The organism is Alteromonas sp. MmMcT2-2, from assembly GCF_022348305.1.
Lineage (GTDB): Bacteria > Pseudomonadota > Gammaproteobacteria > Enterobacterales > Alteromonadaceae > Alteromonas > Alteromonas macleodii.
This window is the reverse complement of record NZ_JAKRFA010000024.1, coordinates 1-18,656: the sequence shown is the minus strand read 5'-3', so window position 1 is coordinate 18,656 and position 18,656 is coordinate 1. Positions and strand designations below refer to the sequence as shown.

General features: G+C 45.0%; 17 protein-coding genes. 5 read left to right on the top strand and 12 right to left on the bottom strand.

Annotated features, from left to right (window positions below; translation table 11 throughout):
* Positions 1-22: 22 nt before the first annotated feature.
* The 9 genes from bamA to rpsB all read right to left on the bottom strand — a co-directional run bounded on the left by bamA (position 23) and on the right by rpsB (position 10,083).
* The gene (bamA, locus tag MHM99_RS14010; RefSeq protein ID WP_049585986.1) at positions 23-2,500 is read right to left on the bottom strand and encodes an outer membrane protein assembly factor BamA; all 2,478 of its coding nucleotides are present in this window, start codon (positions 2,498-2,500) and stop codon (positions 23-25) included.
* Positions 2,501-2,558: 58 nt separating this feature from the next.
* The gene (rseP, locus tag MHM99_RS14005) at positions 2,559-3,911 is read right to left on the bottom strand and encodes a sigma E protease regulator RseP (RefSeq protein WP_049585985.1); all 1,353 of its coding nucleotides are present in this window, start codon (positions 3,909-3,911) and stop codon (positions 2,559-2,561) included.
* Positions 3,905-5,092: a 1-deoxy-D-xylulose-5-phosphate reductoisomerase gene (gene ispC, locus MHM99_RS14000; protein ID WP_239219869.1), complete on the bottom strand. Its 1,188-nt coding sequence runs from the start codon at positions 5,090-5,092 to the stop codon at positions 3,905-3,907. Before ispC ends, rseP begins: the two co-directional genes overlap by 7 nt.
* Complete coding sequence (locus tag MHM99_RS13995; RefSeq protein WP_014948557.1) at positions 5,092-5,955, bottom strand: phosphatidate cytidylyltransferase; 864 nt, start codon at positions 5,953-5,955, stop codon at positions 5,092-5,094. The genes ispC and MHM99_RS13995 overlap by 1 nt, the downstream gene beginning before the upstream one ends.
* A 54-nt stretch (positions 5,956-6,009) precedes the next feature.
* On the bottom strand, positions 6,010-6,792 hold the full coding sequence (gene uppS, locus MHM99_RS13990) for a polyprenyl diphosphate synthase (RefSeq protein ID WP_014948556.1): 783 nt from the start codon (positions 6,790-6,792) through the stop codon (positions 6,010-6,012).
* A 9-nt stretch (positions 6,793-6,801) separates the two neighbouring features.
* Complete coding sequence (gene frr, locus MHM99_RS13985) at positions 6,802-7,359, bottom strand: ribosome recycling factor (protein ID WP_239219867.1); 558 nt, start codon at positions 7,357-7,359, stop codon at positions 6,802-6,804.
* Between the two features lie 23 nt (positions 7,360-7,382).
* Complete coding sequence (gene pyrH, locus MHM99_RS13980; RefSeq protein WP_014948554.1) at positions 7,383-8,120, bottom strand: UMP kinase; 738 nt, start codon at positions 8,118-8,120, stop codon at positions 7,383-7,385.
* A gap of 237 nt (positions 8,121-8,357) precedes the next feature.
* Positions 8,358-9,230, bottom strand: a complete 873-nt coding sequence (tsf, locus tag MHM99_RS13975; RefSeq protein ID WP_014978551.1) for a translation elongation factor Ts — start codon at positions 9,228-9,230, stop codon at positions 8,358-8,360.
* Between the two features lie 121 nt (positions 9,231-9,351).
* Positions 9,352-10,083, bottom strand: coding sequence for a 30S ribosomal protein S2 (gene rpsB / locus MHM99_RS13970; RefSeq protein ID WP_014948552.1), 732 nt, complete (start codon positions 10,081-10,083; stop codon positions 9,352-9,354).
* 412 nt (positions 10,084-10,495) lie between these two features.
* On the opposite strand from rpsB, the gene map reads away from it, so the two are divergent.
* The 3 genes from map to dapD all read left to right on the top strand — a co-directional run bounded on the left by map (position 10,496) and on the right by dapD (position 15,084).
* The gene (gene map, locus MHM99_RS13965; RefSeq protein WP_014948551.1) at positions 10,496-11,290 is read left to right on the top strand and encodes a type I methionyl aminopeptidase; all 795 of its coding nucleotides are present in this window, start codon (positions 10,496-10,498) and stop codon (positions 11,288-11,290) included.
* A 321-nt stretch (positions 11,291-11,611) separates the two neighbouring features.
* Positions 11,612-14,263: a [protein-PII] uridylyltransferase gene (gene glnD, locus MHM99_RS13960; RefSeq protein ID WP_049585981.1), complete on the top strand. Its 2,652-nt coding sequence runs from the start codon at positions 11,612-11,614 to the stop codon at positions 14,261-14,263.
* Positions 14,260-15,084, top strand: a complete 825-nt coding sequence (gene dapD / locus MHM99_RS13955) for a 2,3,4,5-tetrahydropyridine-2,6-dicarboxylate N-succinyltransferase (RefSeq protein WP_014948549.1) — start codon at positions 14,260-14,262, stop codon at positions 15,082-15,084. The genes glnD and dapD overlap by 4 nt, the downstream gene beginning before the upstream one ends.
* Positions 15,085-15,214: 130 nt before the next feature.
* On the opposite strand, the gene MHM99_RS13950 is transcribed toward dapD, so the two are convergent.
* The 3 genes from MHM99_RS13950 to MHM99_RS13940 form a co-directional block, all read right to left on the bottom strand.
* Positions 15,215-15,664 (bottom strand): flavodoxin domain-containing protein, encoded by a 450-nt coding sequence (locus MHM99_RS13950; RefSeq protein ID WP_039223258.1) that lies wholly within the window; start codon positions 15,662-15,664, stop codon positions 15,215-15,217.
* 66 nt (positions 15,665-15,730) lie between these two features.
* Positions 15,731-16,546, bottom strand: coding sequence for a tRNA pseudouridine(65) synthase TruC (gene truC, locus MHM99_RS13945; RefSeq protein WP_239219865.1), 816 nt, complete (start codon positions 16,544-16,546; stop codon positions 15,731-15,733).
* Positions 16,547-16,562: 16 nt separating this feature from the next.
* Positions 16,563-16,907, bottom strand: coding sequence for a YqcC family protein (locus tag MHM99_RS13940; protein ID WP_231506420.1), 345 nt, complete (start codon positions 16,905-16,907; stop codon positions 16,563-16,565).
* A gap of 210 nt (positions 16,908-17,117) precedes the next feature.
* Here MHM99_RS13940 and MHM99_RS13935 point away from each other — a divergent pair, with 210 nt between their 5' ends.
* A complete protein-coding gene (locus MHM99_RS13935) occupies positions 17,118-18,167 on the top strand; it encodes a DUF3549 family protein (protein ID WP_239219863.1) in 1,050 nt (349 codons plus the stop codon).
* Positions 18,168-18,470, top strand: a complete 303-nt coding sequence (locus MHM99_RS13930; protein WP_014948544.1) for a DUF3301 domain-containing protein — start codon at positions 18,168-18,170, stop codon at positions 18,468-18,470.
* Positions 18,471-18,656 lie beyond the last annotated feature (186 nt).

The following is an 18,656-nucleotide window of genomic DNA, read 5'->3' as shown; positions in this document are numbered from 1 at the left end:
AAAACGCGCTCGCTTTAATGTCTTAGAAAGTTTGACCAATGTTGAAAGTGAAGAATCTCGCATCGTCACCATCACGTTGCTGTATCGCTTTCGAGAAGCTGAATACCATCGGTCCCATTGGTGATACCCATTGGACCGATATACCTGCCGAGCTACGATACAGGCTCCAATCAGAATAGTCCAATAGCTCACCGCGTTGTGTAGATGCTATGTCAAACTGACGGTAATAGTCATAGTCGAACTCAGTATCCCACACGTTACCCACATCCACAAACAAACTTGTACGAACTGAGTTATCCATTTCTTCTTCAACAAATGGCGTAGGAACAATAAGCTCGATACCGCCAAGTGCCATCGCGTTACCACCTAGGCTTCGCGTTGACCAAGACAGCTGCGCATCAGCTGGATCGCCTGGGAACACTTCACCATCAGGCCCAACTATAGTACCCGTATTGCCTAGGAATACACCGCGAGGACCTACCGTGTTATTCTCGAATCCTCGTAGTGAATCAGAACCACCTGCTGTAAAGTTCTCTGTAAACGGTAATATTTGCTCATTGCCGTTAATATCACCGTAACCATTCCCGTAGCCAAGACGTACGCGCGCTAGGAAAGACCAGCGCTGGTTACGAGATAATGGGAAGTACCACTTACCGTCAAATACCGTTTTAAAATAGTTAACATCTGAGTTTGGTGTGGTAATGCTAAATGAAGCTCGTTGAGATGAACCCGCCGTTGGGAACAAACCACGGTTTAGCGTACTTCGACTCCAGCTTATGCTTGCCAGGTAACTATCGTATTTAATCGCTGCATCTGGGTCTTCACCGTTCGTAAACTGGTTATAAAACTGCTCAGTTTGCTCGTAGTAACCACGGTTGTATAGCTCAACGTTACTATAGGTTAAGCCAAAATTAATGCGGTTGAATTCGTTTATTGGATAACCAACATTCGCACCAATTGACCAACGCTTAGAATTGTACTGGATAACGTTAAAGTCTGAGCCGTCAAACTCACTGTAACCTAAACTACCACCCAAGCTAATCCCGTCAATCGTGAAGTAAGGATCGTTATAAGTAATCTGTGCGCTGCGCTGATATGAAACTGTGCTTAGGTTAAGGCCAACTCGTTTACCTGTACCCAAGAAGTTATCTTGCTGGATACCCGCCTGTAGGCTTAACTTGGTTCTGTCACCATAGCCGATACCCGCATTAAATGAGCCAGAAGGCTGCTCTTTAACGTTATAATTAACGTCAACCTTATCTTCAGAGCCAGGAATACGTACAGTTTCATACTCTACTTCTTCCATATAAGTAAGTCGAGAAAGCTGGTTCTTGGAAGACTCTAGCAAGTTATTTGAAAGCCACGTGCCTTCCATCTGGCTGACATTTTGACGCAGAACACTATCGGCAGTTACTACGTTGCCGTTAAATTTAATGCGGTTAACATAAATACGCTTGCCCGGATCAACAGATAACGTCAACTTAACTGTTTTGTCTTCGTCATTAATTTCAGGAACGGTAGTAACCGTTGGATAAGCATATCCGAAACGACCAAGATATTTACTGATGAACTCTTCTGTATAGGTTACTTCGGCTTGGTTATATAGCTCACCTTCTGTCAGCGGAAGCACGCGCTCAATATATTCTTCATGGCCAAGTACATCACCTACTAATTCAACTTCTGAAATAGTGTACTGCTCACCTTCGGTTACATTCATAGCAATGTAGATGCCCGACTTTTCGGGTGTCATTGATACTTGGGTAGAGTCAACATTAAAGCGAAGGTAACCACGGTTTAAGTAATGGTTACGCAGCGTTTCCATATCCCCTTGCAGCGTTTGCTGCTGGTAGCGAGTTTCCGACAGGAAATCCCACCAAGGCGTATCGTATTGCAGCTCGAAAGCCTCCATCAGCTCTTCGTCTGAGAAGATTTCGTTACCTACAATATTGATTTGTTCAATTTCAGCCGCGTCGCCCTCTTCGAAAAGTAATTTCAAGTCAACACGGTTACGCGGTAGCGGCGTTATAATAGCCGTCACGTCAGCATTATATTTACCTATGCTGTAAAAGAAGTCTTTCAGGCCATTCTCGATAGAGGTTAGTACGGTCTTATCGAGCGGCTCACCAATACGAACGCCGTTTCCGTCTAAGCTTTCCTGAAGTTGCTCATCTTTAATATCATCGTTGCCTTCAAAGATGATATTACTAATGGTAGGACGCTCAGCGACACGCACGACAAGCGTATTGCCATCACGGAGAATTTCAACATTTTCAAAGTGAGTTGAAGAGTACAACGAGCGAATAAGCTGCGTTACCCTGAATGTATTAAGCTCGTCGCCAACTTGAACGGGCAAGTAGGTTAAGGCTGCACCAAGTGCAACTCGTTGCAAACCTTCTACGCGAATGTCTTCAACGACAAATTCACTGTCTTGCGCCGCAGCATTGGCAAAGCTAGCACTGGAAAGAATGGCTCCGGCTGCTACTAACTGTTTTAACTTCATCTATTTTTCTTTTCCTGGCCGCGTTTTGTATTAGCTGTTTTGTACTTCCTGATTTGTATCAGGTTATGCGAGCGATATCGTTAAAAATTGCGATACCCATGATCATAAACAGAAGCACGCCACCTATTCTGTAACCCCATTCCTGCACCGCTTCAGGCACAGGTTTGCCTGTGATCCACTCCACGATAAAAAACATGAGGTGACCACCGTCAAGCATGGGCAAGGGTAATAAATTTATTATGCCTAAATTTACGCTTATTAAGGCAAGAAAACTCAAAAAGTACGCAAGTCCATACCCAGCACTTGTTCCCGCACCTTGAGCAATTGAGATAGGCCCACTCAAATTCTTCACTGACACGTCGCCCGTGATGAGCTTACCTATCATTTCGACACTGAGTGTCATAAGACGCCATGTTTTATCTAGCGCCTTCCCAATAGCCTCTATAATGCCATATTGATGCGTAAACACATACCCTTCTGGCCAAGGCTCAAATGTTGGGCTTACACCGAGATATCCACTTTGCCCTTGTGGTGTATCGCGGCGCGCTATCGTGGCATCTAACGTCAGTTGTTGTCCATCCCTTTGTATATCAAGCGAGATATTCTCGCCGGGACTTTCAACAATAACGTCAACTAATCGCTCCCACGATGACAACTTAGCGCCATTTAATGCAAGAAGCTCATCACCGGGTTTTAAACCCGCTTGCTGAGCCGCGCTTCCTTCACCTACAAACCCAACGGTTAACGTTGCATCTGGACGATAAGGGGTTAACCCTAAGCTGCTTAAAGGAGACTCGCTATCTGGGTCAAAGTTCCAAGAACCCAGTGTAAAAGTCAGTTCTTTTTCAACATTTGACGAATTTTTAACCGTAACATTGGCTTTTTCGGCGCCAATATTAGAGACTATTTCCAGGTTTACCGCTTCCCAATCAGGCGTAACCCTGTCGCCTACTTTGATGATTTCATCACCCGCTTGCACACCAGCTAGTGCAGCGATGCTCTCTGGTTCAACGCTTTTAACCACAGGTTTCACGGTTTCCAAGCCTACTAAATACATCAACCACAATGCGAAAAACGCAAAAATAAAGTTAACGCCAGGACCTGCCGCAATAACCGCCATGCGCTGCAATACGGGTTTATTGTTGAAGGCTTTATCTTCTAACTCCGGCGGTACGTCGTCAATGCGTCCATCGAGCATGCGCACGTATCCACCTAATGGGATCATAGCGATGACATATTCTGTGCCTGATTTACTTGTTTTACGCCATATAGGCTTTCCAAAACCAATTGAGAAGCGCTCTACCTGTACACCGCATTTACGAGCCACATAAAAGTGTCCCCATTCATGTACGGCAACCAAAATACCTAGGGCTACAATGAATGCACCAAGGCTCCATAAAAATGCTAGCACTGGAATTTACCTCGAATAATCTCGTTAGCCTTTGTTCTTGCAAGGCTGTCTTGCTCTAGTATTTGCTGAATAGAATTCACCGACACATTGGGCAGAGCATTAAGCGTGGCGTCATTTACTTTAGCAATATCGCAAAACTGAATTTTGCCTTCTAGAAAGGCCTCGACTGCCACTTCATTTGACGCATTCACTCGCGTTGTTGCACATTGCCCTTCTTTACACGCATCAATAGCCAGCTTCAAATTCGGATAACGTTTAAAGCAAGGGGTTTGAAAACTGAAATTGCCAATGTCAGAAAAGTCGAGCGGCGTAACGCCCGCTTCGATTCGCTCAGGATGCGCCAAACCATAGGCAATAGGGGTACGCATGTCAGGGTTACCCATTTGTGCGATCACCGAGCCATCAACATATTGCACCATAGAATGAATAATACTTTGCGGGTGAATAACCACATCAATATCATCTGCACCAGCACCGAACAACCAACAGGCTTCAATGAACTCCAGCCCCTTGTTCATCATAGTTGCAGAATCGATTGTAATTTTTCTGCCCATCGACCAGTTAGGGTGTGTACTGGCTTCATCGATTGTAATTGACGAGAAGCTATCAAGCGGTCTTTCTCTAAACGGACCACCAGAACCCGTTAAGAGAATTTTACGAATGCCGGATGCGGCAAAGTTACCGTATTCATAATCGTGCGGTAGGCACTGGAATATGGCGTTGTGTTCGCTGTCAATAGGAAGAATTTCAGCGCCGCTTTGGTTCGCAGCCTCGATAAATAAAGCACCAGACATGACTAACGCTTCTTTATTGGCAAGCAAAACCCGTTTACCCGCCTTTACTGCCGCCAGTGTGGGTAAAAGCCCTGCTGCACCCACAATGGCTGCCATTACAGCATCAACTTCAGGCGCGCTCGATACTTCTTCCAGCGCCTTAGCGCCAGCGAGGATCTCTGCATCAACACCGTACTGAGATGCTAACTCACAGGCTAGTTTGTAGTGAGCGTCATCTGCAATTACCACATAGCGCGGCGCGCACTTTTGAGCCTGCTCCATAAGCAATTCAAGCTGTGAGTTGCCAGTAATAGCAAATACGCGATATTTGTCTGGGTGGCGGTTTATTACGTCGAGTGTATTACAACCAATGGAGCCTGTGGCCCCTAACACTGTTACTGTTTGCATTACGCCATCCAGGTTACATAGCAGAACGCAAAAACAGGGAATGCCGCGGTTAAGCTGTCGATTCTATCGAGTACACCACCGTGTCCAGGGAGAATTTTGCCGCTGTCTTTAATGCCCGCACAACGCTTAAGCATGCTTTCGTTTAAATCGCCAAGGGCGGAAACAGCCACCGTAATACCGCCAATAGCAAGGTGAAGCCAAATACGCGAAGGCTCTACCTGATAGTGAAGGGCCGCAAAAGCGATAATAGCGAATGAAGCTGCAATACCGCCTAACAAGCCTTCTAAACTTTTACCTGGCGATACGTTAGGGCGTAGCTTATGGCGTCCGAATTTCACGCCAACAAAGAATGCACCTATATCTGCAGCCCAAACAATCCCCAGCACATAGAAGATGAGTGAAGCGCCGTAGAAAGGATCAACATCGTGCAAGCTCGTACGAAGCGCAACAACCGCTACCCATGTGGGTATAAGCGTAAGTGCCCCAAATAAGGTTCTAACGCTGCGACTGTCTTTCCAGAACTTGGAATATTTGGGATAGGCTAGCACCATAAATAAAGACGCTATCCACCATAATACGGCAACCGTTAATATGGCACGGTATAAACCATGTAATTGGCCTTGATACCAAATCGTGCTGGCATCAACAATAAGAGACAAAGCTATACATATGGCAAAGGCACCTGCCATATAAATGAGCTTTTTAGGACGTTCACATACGCCCGACATATTCGCCCATTCATAAGCGCCAATGCCGACAACACCAGCAATGGCTATTTCAAACCAAAAAATAGGAAGAAAAAGAATAGCGTAAAGCGCCAGTGGCGCGAGGATTAATGCAGTTATTATTCGTTGTTTTAGCATAATTTGCCCTTGGCTATCGTTACCAGGGCAAGCCTGATAATTGCCTGTATGGTGTTAACCATCGGCTGTGACTACCTGTTCACCGGTTAAACCGAAGCGACGTTGGCGAACGTTAAAATCGTCTACGGCCAATTGAAACACGTCTTCGTTGAAGTCGGGCCATAGTACGTCGGTAAAGTACAACTCTGCATAGGCACATTGCCACAGCAAGAAGTTGCTAATACGGTGTTCGCCACCTGTGCGAATAAGAAGGTCTAACTCAGGAAGGTTAGCTGTTGAAATGTGCGCATTCAGTGCGTCTTCACAGATGCTTTCCACATCAAGTTCGCCGCTTTTCACTTGCGTAGCAAGCTGCTTAGCCGCGTTTACAATGTCCCATCTACCACCGTAATTTGCGGCGATATTCAAGACCAAATCTTTGTTGTCTTTGGTCATGTCTTCAGCTTTACGAATTTTTTCGACAAGCTTGGCATCAAACGCCTCAACATCACCAATAACCTGTAGACGTACACCATTTTTGTGTAGTCTTTTTGCTTCGCTATTGAGGACAAGATTGAACAGCTCCATTAAGACACTGACTTCTTCCTCAGGACGTTTCCAGTTCTCACTTGAAAACGCGAATAGCGTAAGTGATTCAATACCGTTTTGACGTGCAAAGCGCACAACAGAACGAACAGACTCTACCCCGGCTTTATGACCAAAGGTACGAATTTTCCCTTTCTTTTGCGCCCATCGACCATTGCCATCCATAATGATTGCAACATGCTTCGGGCCAGCAGATTCTGCTGGCACCTCTGCTTTTGTCGATTTGGCTGCGCTTAAACGCTTTCCAATCATAATACTTACTTATACTTCCATTAGTTCTTTTTCTTTGTCAGCAAGCATGCTGTCAACTTTCTTAATGAAATCGTTAGTAATAGATTGAATGTTCTCTTCAGCAGCGCGGCTCTCATCTTCACTGATTTCTTTTTCTTTAAGAAGATCTTTGATGTCACCGTTCGCGTCACGACGGATGTTACGGATAGCGACACGACCACCTTCCGCTTCATTGCGAACAACGCGGATAAGGTCTTTACGACGCTCTTCAGTAAGAGGAGGAAGTGGAATACGAATTGAACCACCTGCACTCATTGGGTTTAAACCCAAATCAGACTGCATAATGGCTTTTTCTACCGCTTGAATGGCGCTTTTATCAAACACAGTTAACGCTAGGGTACGACTGTCTTCTGCTACGACGTTAGCCACTTGCTTTAGCGGCGTGTCTACGCCGTAATAAGGTACCATGATGCCATCTAGAAAGCTTGGATGCGCACGACCTGTGCGGATTTTGCTGAATTGGCCCTTAAGAGAAACTAGGCTTTTTTCCATGCGCTCTTGCGCATCTAATTCAATTTCATCAATCACGATTTGTATCCTATTGTTCTTAATTAATCGTTGTCAGCGTGGCGAATAACAGTACCTTCTTTTTCGCCCATCACAACACGCTTCAGGCAACCTGGCTTATTCATGTTGAATACGCGAATTGGCAAGCTGTGATCGCGCGCCAAAGTAAACGCTGACAAGTCCATCACTTTAAGTTCTTTTTCTAGTACTTCTTGATAAGTCAGTTCTTCGTAAAGCGTTGCTTCTGGGTTTTTCACCGGATCATCACTATAAACACCATCAACTTTTGTCGCTTTCAATACCGCATCGGCTTCAATTTCGATACCGCGTAAACAAGCCGCTGAGTCTGTGGTGAAGAAAGGGTTGCCTGTACCGGCAGAGAAGATAACAACACGGCCTGACTTAAGAAGGCTAATGGCTTCTGCCCAGTTGTAGGCATCGCAAACACCGTTTAGCGGTATTGCTGACATCATTCGCGCATTTACAAATGCACGATGAAGCGCATCGCGCATGGCTAAGCCATTCATTACGGTAGCCAGCATTCCCATGTGATCGCCAACAACGCGGTTCATTCCCGCTTTTGCTAAGCCTTCGCCACGGAACAAGTTACCACCACCGATAACAAGACCAACTTGAACACCAAGTTCAACCAGCTCTTTAATTTCTTGCGCCATTCTATCTAGCACTTTAGGGTCTATGCCAAAGCCTTCCGCCCCCATTAGGGCTTCACCACTAAGCTTTAACAAAATGCGTCGGTATGCTGATTTTGGTGTGATACTCATAGTTTGAATTGTCCTCGTAAACCCGTTTTGTCCTATGTCTTTCAACAAGCCACTGATGTAAAAAACATAGGACAAAGCGCTTTCGTTTGTCAGGCAGGCGCGTACTTAATCTCGCCTAGCTTCACACTTACGCATTGCAATGGCAACACTAAAGACGTTCAGCTATAAAAAAGCACCTCCTAAGAGGTGCTTTGTAGTTTATCTAACTATTGCTTAATGCAAAAGATAAACACTCAATTATTTCTTAGCAGCAGCCATTTGAGCAGCTACTTCAGCAGCGAAGTCTTCAGTCTTCTTCTCGATACCTTCACCAACTTCGAAACGTACGAAGTTGATTACGTCTGCGCTGTTGTTCTTAAGAAGCTCAGCAACAGAGATTGAAGGATCTTTAACGAAAGGCTGACCAGTCAAGCTCACTTCGCCAGTGAACTTCTTCATGCGGCCTGCAACCATTTTCTCAGCGATATCAGCTGGCTTACCAGACTGGATAGCGATTTCGATTTGGATTTCTTTCTCTTTCTCAACAACTTCTGCTGGAACGTTTTCAGGCTTAACGAACTGCGGGCTTGCAGCTGCAACGTGCATTGCAACGTCTTTCGCTAGCTCTTCGTCACCGCCAGTAAGAATAGAGATAACACCAATACGGCCGCCGTGTACATACGCGCCTAGTGTATCGCCTTCAACGTTGATAACGCGACGAGGAGAGATGTTTTCGCCGATTTTAGCAACAAGTGCGTCACGAACTTCGCTTACTTTAGAACCGTTAAGTTCTGCATCGTTAAGCGCGTCGATGTCGTTGATGTTGTTAGCAGCAGCTACTTCTAGTAGCTCGTTACCGAACTTAAGGAAACCTTCGTCACGTGCTACGAAGTCAGTTTCACAGTTAAGTTCAAGCATAGTCGCACGACCTGCTTCAACCTTAGTAAGGATTACACCTTCAGCTGCGATACGGCCTGCTTTTTTAGCCGCTTTCGCTTGGCCTGATTTACGCATGTTTTCAATGGCTAACTCAATGTCACCATCCGTTTCAACCAGGGCTTTTTTACAATCCAGCATACCTGCGCCAGTACGTTCGCGCAGTTCTTTAACTAGTGCTGCAGTCACTGCCATTTTTCAATTCCTCAGCATTAAATATAAATTCGTTAGGTAAAAGGGGCGATGTCGCCCCTCTCAATACGTTTCGTATTGTAGTACTGCCATATTATTAAGATATGACAGTAAGCAATCAGAATTACTCTGCTGCTTCTACGAAGTCGTCTTGCTCAGCTTGTACTTCAAGGTTGCTTTCGCGACCTGAGTTGATAGCGTTTGCAGCAGCATCCAAGTAAAGTTGGATAGCGCGGATAGCATCGTCGTTACCAGGGATGATGTAATCAACACCGTCTGGGTTAGAGTTAGTATCAACAACACCAACAACAGGAATACCTAGGTTACGAGCTTCTGTTACAGCAATGTGCTCGTGATCTGCGTCGATAACAAAGATCGCGTCTGGAAGACCGCCCATGTCTTTGATACCGCCAAGGCTGTTTTCAAGCTTGTCCATTTCGCGCTGAAGCATAAGTGCTTCTTTCTTAGTTAGCTTCTCAAACGTACCGTCTTGGCTTTGCTGCTCAAGATCTTTAAGACGCTTGATTGACTGACGTACTGTTTTCCAGTTAGTCAGCATACCACCTAACCAACGCTTATTTACGTAGTACTGGTCGCACTTAAGAGCAGCATCTTTAACTGCTTCGCCAGCTGCGCGCTTAGTACCAACGAAAAGGATTTTACCTTTCTTAGACGCAACACCTGAAAGGTAGTTAAGTGCGTTGTTGAAAAGTGGAACCGTTTTTTCAAGGTTGATGATATGAACTTTGTTACGAGCGCCGAAGATGAAAGGCTTCATCTTTGGGTTCCAGTAACGAGTTTGGTGACCGAAATGCACACCTGCTTTCAGCATGTCACGCATAGAAACATTAGCCATTTTATTTTCCTCTTGGGGTTAGGCCTCCATATACCCCTTGTATCGATTCAGGCCAACCTAAATTGAACTGAACACCCCGATACGAAGTGTCGGTATATGTGTGTTTTAATAAAATAAATTTACCCTCTAAAACGGTGCCAAATGCACGTGGCAAAATGAGCTTTCCGTCAGGGCGCGCGCTTTATACCACAATCCCATCTAAGCCTCAAGTTTTGAGGGTAAAAAGCGACAAACTGAAGTATTTAGGTAAAAGAAAGTATAGAACCCTTAATGAGCTCGCTTTCCACCTCAGCCCTTACCAGATAAAATCCCGCAATATCAAAACCTTACTAAGATTGACCTGAATAGTGTTATAATGCGTAAGTAATCAAAATTCTTCATCAAACTAGTTTCAAACGATTTGAGAGGCGCTGTGACAGCTATTATCAAAACCCCAGAAGAAATCGAAAAAATGCGCGTAGCCGGTAAATTGGCAGCCGAAGTGCTTACTATGATAGGGCCTTACGTAAAGAAAGGCGTTACCACTGATGAGCTAAATACTATTTGCCACGACTATATTGTAAATGAGCAAAAAGCGGTACCTGCGCCTTTAAACTACGGCCACCCGCCTTTTCCTAAATCTATCTGCACGTCAGTAAACCACTGTATTTGCCACGGTATTCCTTCTGATAAGAAACTGAAAGACGGCGACATCATTAATATCGACGTCACAGTTATTAAAGATGGCTATCATGGCGATACGTCAAAGATGTTTGTGGTGGGTAAGCCTTCTATCCTTGCAGAGCGCCTAATTCGCGTTACCCAAGAATGCTTATATAAAGCTATTGAGCAAGTGAAACCGGGTATGCGCCTTGGCGATATCGGTCATATTTGTCAAACCCACGCAGAAGCGCATAACTATTCAATAGTTCGTGAATACTGCGGCCACGGTATTGGCGCTAGTTTCCACGAAGAACCACAAATTGTTCACTACGGTAAGCCAGGTACAGGTGATGTGTTAGAGCCAGGTATGTGCTTTACCATCGAGCCTATGGTCAACGCAGGCAAGCGCTACTCAAAAGTGCTACCAGACCAATGGACTGTGGTAACTAAAGACAGAAGTTTAAGCGCTCAATGGGAGCACACCCTATTGGTCACTGAAACCGGCGTTGAGATTCTTACGCTTCGCGAAGAAGAAACCTTGGAACGCATCATTTCTCACGGATAAATCGACTTCGACAATATTGATAACGTTTCGAATAATCGCGTTAAAAATATGATTTCAGAAGATTGAGTCTATCGAATTATGCAAAGCAGCCGTTGAATTCGCGGCTGCTTTTTTATTGGCTCGTTAGCTCAAATTCCAACTATCAAAGTTCGGCATCGTGTTCGCACTCCCCTCATATTTACTGCGCTACACACCTATAACAAAAAACCATAAATATTCACAATTCAACCTAACTTATGCATTAATTTGCTACTGCGAACTACTAGCAATTCATGCTATTGTTCTTAGCGTCTAAAAAGAAGTCTATTTCAAAGGTGTATTTTGACGCTGCAATCACTGATAAAGAATATCGACACAATTAGCTCTGTTGATGAAATCCCCGCCATTAAATCGTGCGTGGAAGCCAGTTATGCCTGGATAACGGAGTCCTTCGACGCTACGCCGGTTAATCAACTCGTTACCGGTCGTGCACAGTTCGTCGATGCGTTGCTTTGTCACCTTTGGCAACTTTATGGTTTAGATACCGTCGACGAATTATCGCTTTGCGCCGTTGGTGGTTACGGCCGTGGTCATCTGCAACCTCATTCAGACATCGATTTACTCATAGTTAGTAAAAAGAAGCTTAAGCCCGATGTACAAGAAAAAATTGGCATGTTCATCACTCTTTTATGGGATATCAAATTAGATGTTGGGCAGTCAGTTCGCACTATTAAAGAAACGGTTAAGCTAGCAAAAGACGATATTACGATTGCAACCAATTTAGTGGAAAGCCGATTACTTTGTGGAAGCGAAGCCACCTTTGATAAATTGTGGGATGAAGTTAACGGTCGAAACTCATGGTCGAGCAAAGCGTTTTTCTCAGCCAAGTATGACGAGCAAAAAAAACGCCACGCCAAATTCAACGGTACCGCTTATAACCTTGAACCTAACATCAAAGAAAACCCAGGGTGTTTGCGAGATATTCAGTCTATTGGCTGGGTCGCGAAAAAGCATTTTAAAGAATACGACGGCTGGAACTTAGTTGGCCACGGCTACTTTACCGAGCAAGAGCACAGTGAGTTAATTGCTTGTCGCATGCACCTTTGGAAAATGCGCTGTGCACTGCATCTGATTGCAGGCAGAAGCGAAAACCGACTGCTGTTTGATTACCAACCTGACGTCGCAAAAATGATGGGATATGGTGAAGAAGGCAAATCATCTGTCGAGAAAATGATGCGGGACTTTTTCCGTACCGTGGCGCGGGTGTCTGAGCTAAACCAAATGCTGCTTCAGCGCTTCAAGTACGACATGCTGAACCAAAGCGTTCAGAAAAGCGTGATCATAAACGAAGATTTCGAACTGCTCGATAACATGATATCGCCACGACACGAAACCGTGTTCTCCTCTCCCGAAGCAATCTTGGACTTTCTGCATTTGGTGGCTAACACGCCAGAAGTACAAGGCCTCAGTACGATTTGCATACGTCAGCTGCGCAACGCTCACCGCGCTTTTGAAGCAGAATACTATGTTGAGCGCCCGCTGTGCCGCGAAAAATTCATGCGCTTAATGAAACAGCCTGAGTTCTTTGATTTTGCATGGGACATCATGCATCAATACGGCATTTTACAAGCTTACCTTCCTGAATGGGATGCCATTGTTGGTATGATGCAGTTCGACCTGTTTCACGCCTACACGGTGGACGAACACACTCACCGATTAGTGAAGCATGTTAACTACTTTTTCTCAAAGGCAAATAAAGACTTCCCACGCTGCGGCAGAATTTGCAGAAACCTTGATAAACCAGAAGTGCTTTACATCGCTGCTATTTTCCACGATATCGCCAAAGGTAGAAATGGCGATCATTCCACATTAGGCGCCCAAGATGTAGCAAAGTTCTGTCAGCAACACGATGTTCCCAGCGACGATGCTGAAATGATTGCATGGCTTGTAGAAAACCACCTACTGATGTCAGTGGTAGCCCAACGCCGCGATATTTATGACCCTGACGTTATAAGCGAGTTTGCTGGCGCGGTAAGAAGCCACAATCACCTTAATTTGCTTTATACGCTCACCCTTGCCGATATTCGTGCCACCAATGACAATCTTTGGAACGACTGGAAAGCATCTTTACTTCGCGAATTATATTTAATGACGCAAAAGGCATTGGATAATGGACTACAGTGTCAAGTAACATTGAACGAGCGAGTAACTACTCACAAACACCAAGCAAGGCAAATTTTGCAAGAGCGCGCTATTGAGCCTGTTGCTATTGATGCATTGTGGGCCCGCCTGGACGACGATTACTTTGTTCGCTTTAAGCCTACTCAAATCGCGTGGCATACTGACGAAATTATTAAAGCTCAGAATGAATGGCTTACACCAGAGCACGATGGTCTGTTAGTAAAAGCAAATGATAACAGTGCGAAAGGTGGCACTGAGGTGTTTGTTTACGGCAAAGATAGAAAAGCATTGTTTGCGCAAGTCGCGTCAGTGCTGGACAGTCGCAACTGTTCAATTCACGACGCCCACGTTACCGTAACTAGAGACGGCTATGTGTTCGATAGCATGCTTATTCTTGAAAATGACGGCAGTCGTATAAGCTCAGAGTCTCGCATTGCGTCCATTGAAAATGCTATTTCTGCCCAACTTGAAAAGCCGGGGCGTTCGCACGAAAATAAGCGTAAATTGCCTCGGCAAATGAAACAACTTGACGTGCCTACTAAGGTACGCTTTTTCAATATCAACGATGAAGCCACGCTTATTGAGTTAGAAGCCCTAGACGCTCCGGGCATTTTAGCTAAAATTGGTCACGCATTCGTTGATACTAATATGACGCTTAAGCTTGCGAAAATTGCTACCATTGGCGAGCGAGCCGAAGATATTTTTATCGTCAGCAATGAGGCTGGCAAAGCATTAACCCAAGAACAACAGGTGAACCTTAAAAAGCGTATCCTGTTCAAACTCGACCAACTTGAAGATATCACAATACCATGAATGAATTGAAAGCCATCATTGAAGACGCCTTCGAAAATCGCGATAGCATTAGCCCTTCATCTGCACCTGATGAAGTAAGAGATGCAGTAGCACAAGCTATTGACCTTTTAAACACAGGTAAAGCGCGCGTTGCAGAAAAAATTGCTGGCGAATGGGTAGTACATCAATGGCTTAAAAAAGCTGTTCTACTTTTCTTCCGTCTTCACAACAACGATGTGATTGAAGGCGCCGAAAGTAAATTTTATGACAAAGTACCGCTTAAGTATACAAACTATACTGCTGAACAGTTTGCGGCTGACGGCGCGCGTATTGTTCCACCAGCAGCGGTACGTACGGGTACATTCGTAGGTAAGAACGCGGTTGTTATGCCTTCTTACGTAAACATTGGTGCGTTTGTTGATGAAGGTACTATGGTTGATACATGGGCGACAGTAGGCTCGTGCGCGCAAATTGGTAAGAATGTTCACCTTTCAGGTGGCGTGGGTATTGGCGGCGTATTAGAACCACTTCAGGCTAACCCCACCATTATTGAAGATAACTGCTTTATCGGCGCGCGTTCTGAAATCGTAGAAGGCGTGATTGTTGAAGAAGGTTCTGTTATCTCAATGGGCGTTTACATCGGTCAGAGCACTCGTATTTATGACCGCGAAACCGGTGAAGTTCACTATGGCCGTGTACCAGCAGGTTCAGTAGTAGTGGCGGGCAACCTGCCAAGCGCAGATGGTAAATACAGCCTTTACGCCGCTATCATCGTGAAGAAAGTAGATGCGAAGACCCGCGCGAAAGTAGGTATCAACGCGCTACTTCGCGGCGTAGAATAAGCAGTACTTCTGGCTTATCGCTAACGGCTCGGGTTAATTTCAATTAGCCGAGCCACATGCTGAAAGACTCACAAATTAAAAGAGGCGCTTATGCGCCTCTTTCTTTTCGTAATCAGGACACTCCTAAGACTTAAGCCAACAGCTTGTCTTTAATGGTGTTGACCCACTCAACTACGTCTTTTTCGGGCTCTAGGGTTTCAATCGCGTCAACCTCTAACATATCGGCAACTGCGTTACCTTGTAGCTCGGTAAGCAACGCATGAAACTGTTTACCTGCACCACAGAAACTTTCGCCATAGCTGCTATCGCCTAGGGCTGCCACCGCGAATGGCTTGCCGGTTAGCATAGGCGATTCGTCTTTCAGATCTGAAAACACAAACTCAAGGTTTGGTGGTACATCGCCCTGCCCTGTTGTAGAGGTAATGATCAAAAGTGCGTCAGCATCAGTAAAATCTGCAACCGACGGGTCGCTTTCAAGTGAGCAATCCACGCCCTGTTCAGCTAAGTTCTCTTCCACCTGCTCAGCTACGTGTTGCGCATTGCCGTAAACTGTACCCGCAATAATTTTCAATGTTGCCATTTTTACCTCTTAAACCAATGATCGTCGCCTTTGTCGACAGGCGGAAATTCTTACTATTTTATCAACCTAAACGCAAAACGGCGCTAATTTTTCGAGCCATAGTCGCATTTCACTGTGCATCTGTGAATTAATCGTTACCCACTTTCCAGTGATAGGATGAGAAAAGCCCATTTGAGTACAACTTAAGGCCAAATTGTTAAAATTAAAGTGCTGCTTGGCGAATTTGTTTTGTTTACCGTCCCCGTGAGTCGTGTCGCCGATAATGGGGTGACGAATATGAACCATGTGCCGACGAAGCTGATGTTTGCGACCGGTACTAGGAGAAAGCTTAACTAGCGAATATCGTGCACTTTGGTATTTGCCCACAGGCTCAGGCACTTCGAACTTTGCCACTGACTGATACATAGTTGATGCAGGTTGTGGCGGCTGCTGCGGGCGCTTATGCTTGTCTGCAATTTTGTCGTAGCGGTATTTTAGGGCGTAATCGATATACCCTGTGTGATGCACAAAACCGCGAACTATAGCGTGATACGTTTTTACTACCTGCTTGTCCATCATCTGCTGTCCAAGCTTTGCTGCAATTTCTGAGCTAAAGCTAAACACCAGCACACCTGAAGTGGGTCGGTCTAAACGATGAGCAGGATAGACGTGCTGGCCTATTTGGTCTCTAAGTGTCTGTACTGCGAACACCGTTTCATGTCTATCAATCGGGCTTCTGTGTACTAGTAGGCCAGGCGGCTTCTCAATCGCGATGATATGTTCATCTTGGTACAGCACAGGTAAATGAAGAGCATTAACGCTATCTTCCTCACCAACGTCTACCTTTCCTATTGTTTGCTCATCTGAATGCACAGTTAATTGGCCTTTTAAATCGTTCTGCATAGTGCGTTGTGTTTACTCACCCAATGTCTCCATTGGCAATATTATCAATAACTTGAAGCTGGGACAGAGTGCGCTGATGCGCCGATGACAGATATATTTCTGCTGCGGGCGCAATTTGCATGGGTGGTAAAGGCATTTCCTGTTTCAACAAAATGCGCATTTTGGGTATAAAAATAAAAGCCAACCAACTCTCAAACGCTAAACAGTCGACCGCAAAAGGAACCGCACTTTCCATAGCATTATTTAGGTCTTGTTCCGAAGGCTCTTCATTTGGCCAAATACCATCCTGATACATGTCTGTTTCTAATTGTATCAATGCTTTACTTAATGCTATGTGATGAGTGCTATTCGTTTTAATCACATCCTCTCCGCAATTCAAAAACGCTTCTATTTCGAAGCGCGCAGTATATCAGGGGCTAAAGGTCAACATAAGTCCGCGTGTCTTATCGTTGAATTTCTTCTGCTGTGATACCATTACCCGTCTTTGTTGGCGGTATCTCATCGATGTGCCCCTTTGAATAGATGTGACAGCCTGGCAAATTTTGATTAAAGCAGTATTTTGGAACGAGTTATGAGCGCTAACGGTATTAATTCTATCAGCGAGTTTTTGTTACATGCAGGCACTGAATATCAGGTTTTTGATTTAGGTCGTCGCCTTGAACCCACCGATAGTCAAACCTTTCTAGAAATAGAAAACGGCAGTGCTTACGCGCCCTACCCTCGTCAGCAGCATGCGTGGTTCGGCATCGTCTTTTGGAATAAAAATGCCTCCACGCAACACTATATTTGGTTTGTGAAACTGCCGCTTGATGAGCAAGGCTTAGTGGTTGCCGCAGCAAGAAATCATTTTCTAGAGATTATTGTTGATGCACTAGGTCAGTCGGTTGCTGAAGATACTGAAAACGCACAAACACTGCCTGACAATCCTTATTCGTTTGTTCCCAATCAATCGCAGCTTGCTCAATTTAACGCACTAGTTAAACGCACCCTAAGCCAACCTTTAAGTGAAGAGGCGCAAAAAGTTGAGGCCTACGTTCAAGCCCCGCAACTTGTTGATTGGCAGCAAATATCCATGCAGAGCGTGGCCGACTTTGTACATAGCCTAAGCCATCACCCCAAACAAGATGTATTAGCGCAGGCAATTAAAACCAACACCTCACTTTACTCGGACGTTTTCCTTAACACATTGATGGAAATGAGTGAAAGCGTTTCTCTGCCTGAAAATTTATTAGCGGCGTATTTGGATGAGATAGATAAAAGTGACGACATCAATTTAGCGGCGTTAAGAGGCACGTCAGAGGGTACCTTTAACCCGACCATTAACAACAAACTACTCGAACTATTAAAAAGCGAAAAGTCGCAGAGACTTGATATTTTAAGCGTTATTGCAGCACGTCATTTCGAGCAAATGGAACCACTACTGCTTAGTGCCTTTTTAGAGCAGGCGGCAAACGTTGATGAAAAAGAGGGTCATAAGGGCACCTTATTCGCAGGCTTCTTTTCGGATTTAGTTCAAATCCCGAAGTTACGCAGACAAGTGCTAACACTTCTGCATTCCAAAGCCAACCCTCAGATTCTCAGTAATGCATTTCAACAATTGTTTGCACAAGCGAGAAAGTAAATGACGTTACTTGAGTTAGTGGTGTGGATGGTTATTGGGTTTACTGGCTATCAGTTTTGGCGCATACGGGCTATTTCTGAACGAACAAACGCTTACCTAAAACAATACTGCGATAAACATGGTTTGCAGTTGTTGAGCGTGGCAAGAGCAAAAACTCGGTTCTCGTTTAAATATGGTAAGCCAGACTGGCACAGTGTATTCAACTTTGAGTTCTCGAGTAATGGTGAGGACCGATATACTGGGGAAGTTGAATTAATAGGTGTAAGGGTTATGCGAACAGAGGTGCCGCCGCATAGGGTTTAAGCTTCTATGTCGAAGAGCGTGAGCGGCTCTTAATTCACCATTCAGGTCAGGTTTTACATAACAAGTGCACACGGATTGGTAATAACAGAGCCTGTAACAGATTCTGTGTAACTGCCATTAGTTAATATGCTTTTCGAGGCGTTCCTCGAACTCGATAATAAAACGACTCATCGCCTGACGCCAGTT

Excerpts from the sequence above, each read along its gene's own strand:
- dapD (WP_014948549.1), top strand. The coding sequence starts at position 14,260 with ATGAATGAATTGAAAGCCATCATTGAAGACGCCTTCGAAAATCGCGAT.
- MHM99_RS13995 (WP_014948557.1), bottom strand. The coding sequence starts at position 5,955 with ATGCTAAAACAACGAATAATAACTGCATTAATCCTCGCGCCACTGGCG.
- MHM99_RS13935 (WP_239219863.1), top strand. The coding sequence starts at position 17,118 with ATGAGCGCTAACGGTATTAATTCTATCAGCGAGTTTTTGTTACATGCA.
- truC (WP_239219865.1), bottom strand. The coding sequence starts at position 16,546 with ATGCAGAACGATTTAAAAGGCCAATTAACTGTGCATTCAGATGAGCAA.
- bamA (WP_049585986.1), bottom strand. The coding sequence starts at position 2,500 with ATGAAGTTAAAACAGTTAGTAGCAGCCGGAGCCATTCTTTCCAGTGCT.
- tsf (WP_014978551.1), bottom strand. The coding sequence starts at position 9,230 with ATGGCAGTGACTGCAGCACTAGTTAAAGAACTGCGCGAACGTACTGGC.
- MHM99_RS13930 (WP_014948544.1), top strand. The coding sequence starts at position 18,168 with ATGACGTTACTTGAGTTAGTGGTGTGGATGGTTATTGGGTTTACTGGC.
- uppS (WP_014948556.1), bottom strand. The coding sequence starts at position 6,792 with ATGATTGGAAAGCGTTTAAGCGCAGCCAAATCGACAAAAGCAGAGGTG.
- ispC (WP_239219869.1), bottom strand. The coding sequence starts at position 5,092 with ATGCAAACAGTAACAGTGTTAGGGGCCACAGGCTCCATTGGTTGTAAT.
- pyrH (WP_014948554.1), bottom strand. The coding sequence starts at position 8,120 with ATGAGTATCACACCAAAATCAGCATACCGACGCATTTTGTTAAAGCTT.
- rpsB (WP_014948552.1), bottom strand. The coding sequence starts at position 10,083 with ATGGCTAATGTTTCTATGCGTGACATGCTGAAAGCAGGTGTGCATTTC.
- MHM99_RS13950 (WP_039223258.1), bottom strand. The coding sequence starts at position 15,664 with ATGGCAACATTGAAAATTATTGCGGGTACAGTTTACGGCAATGCGCAA.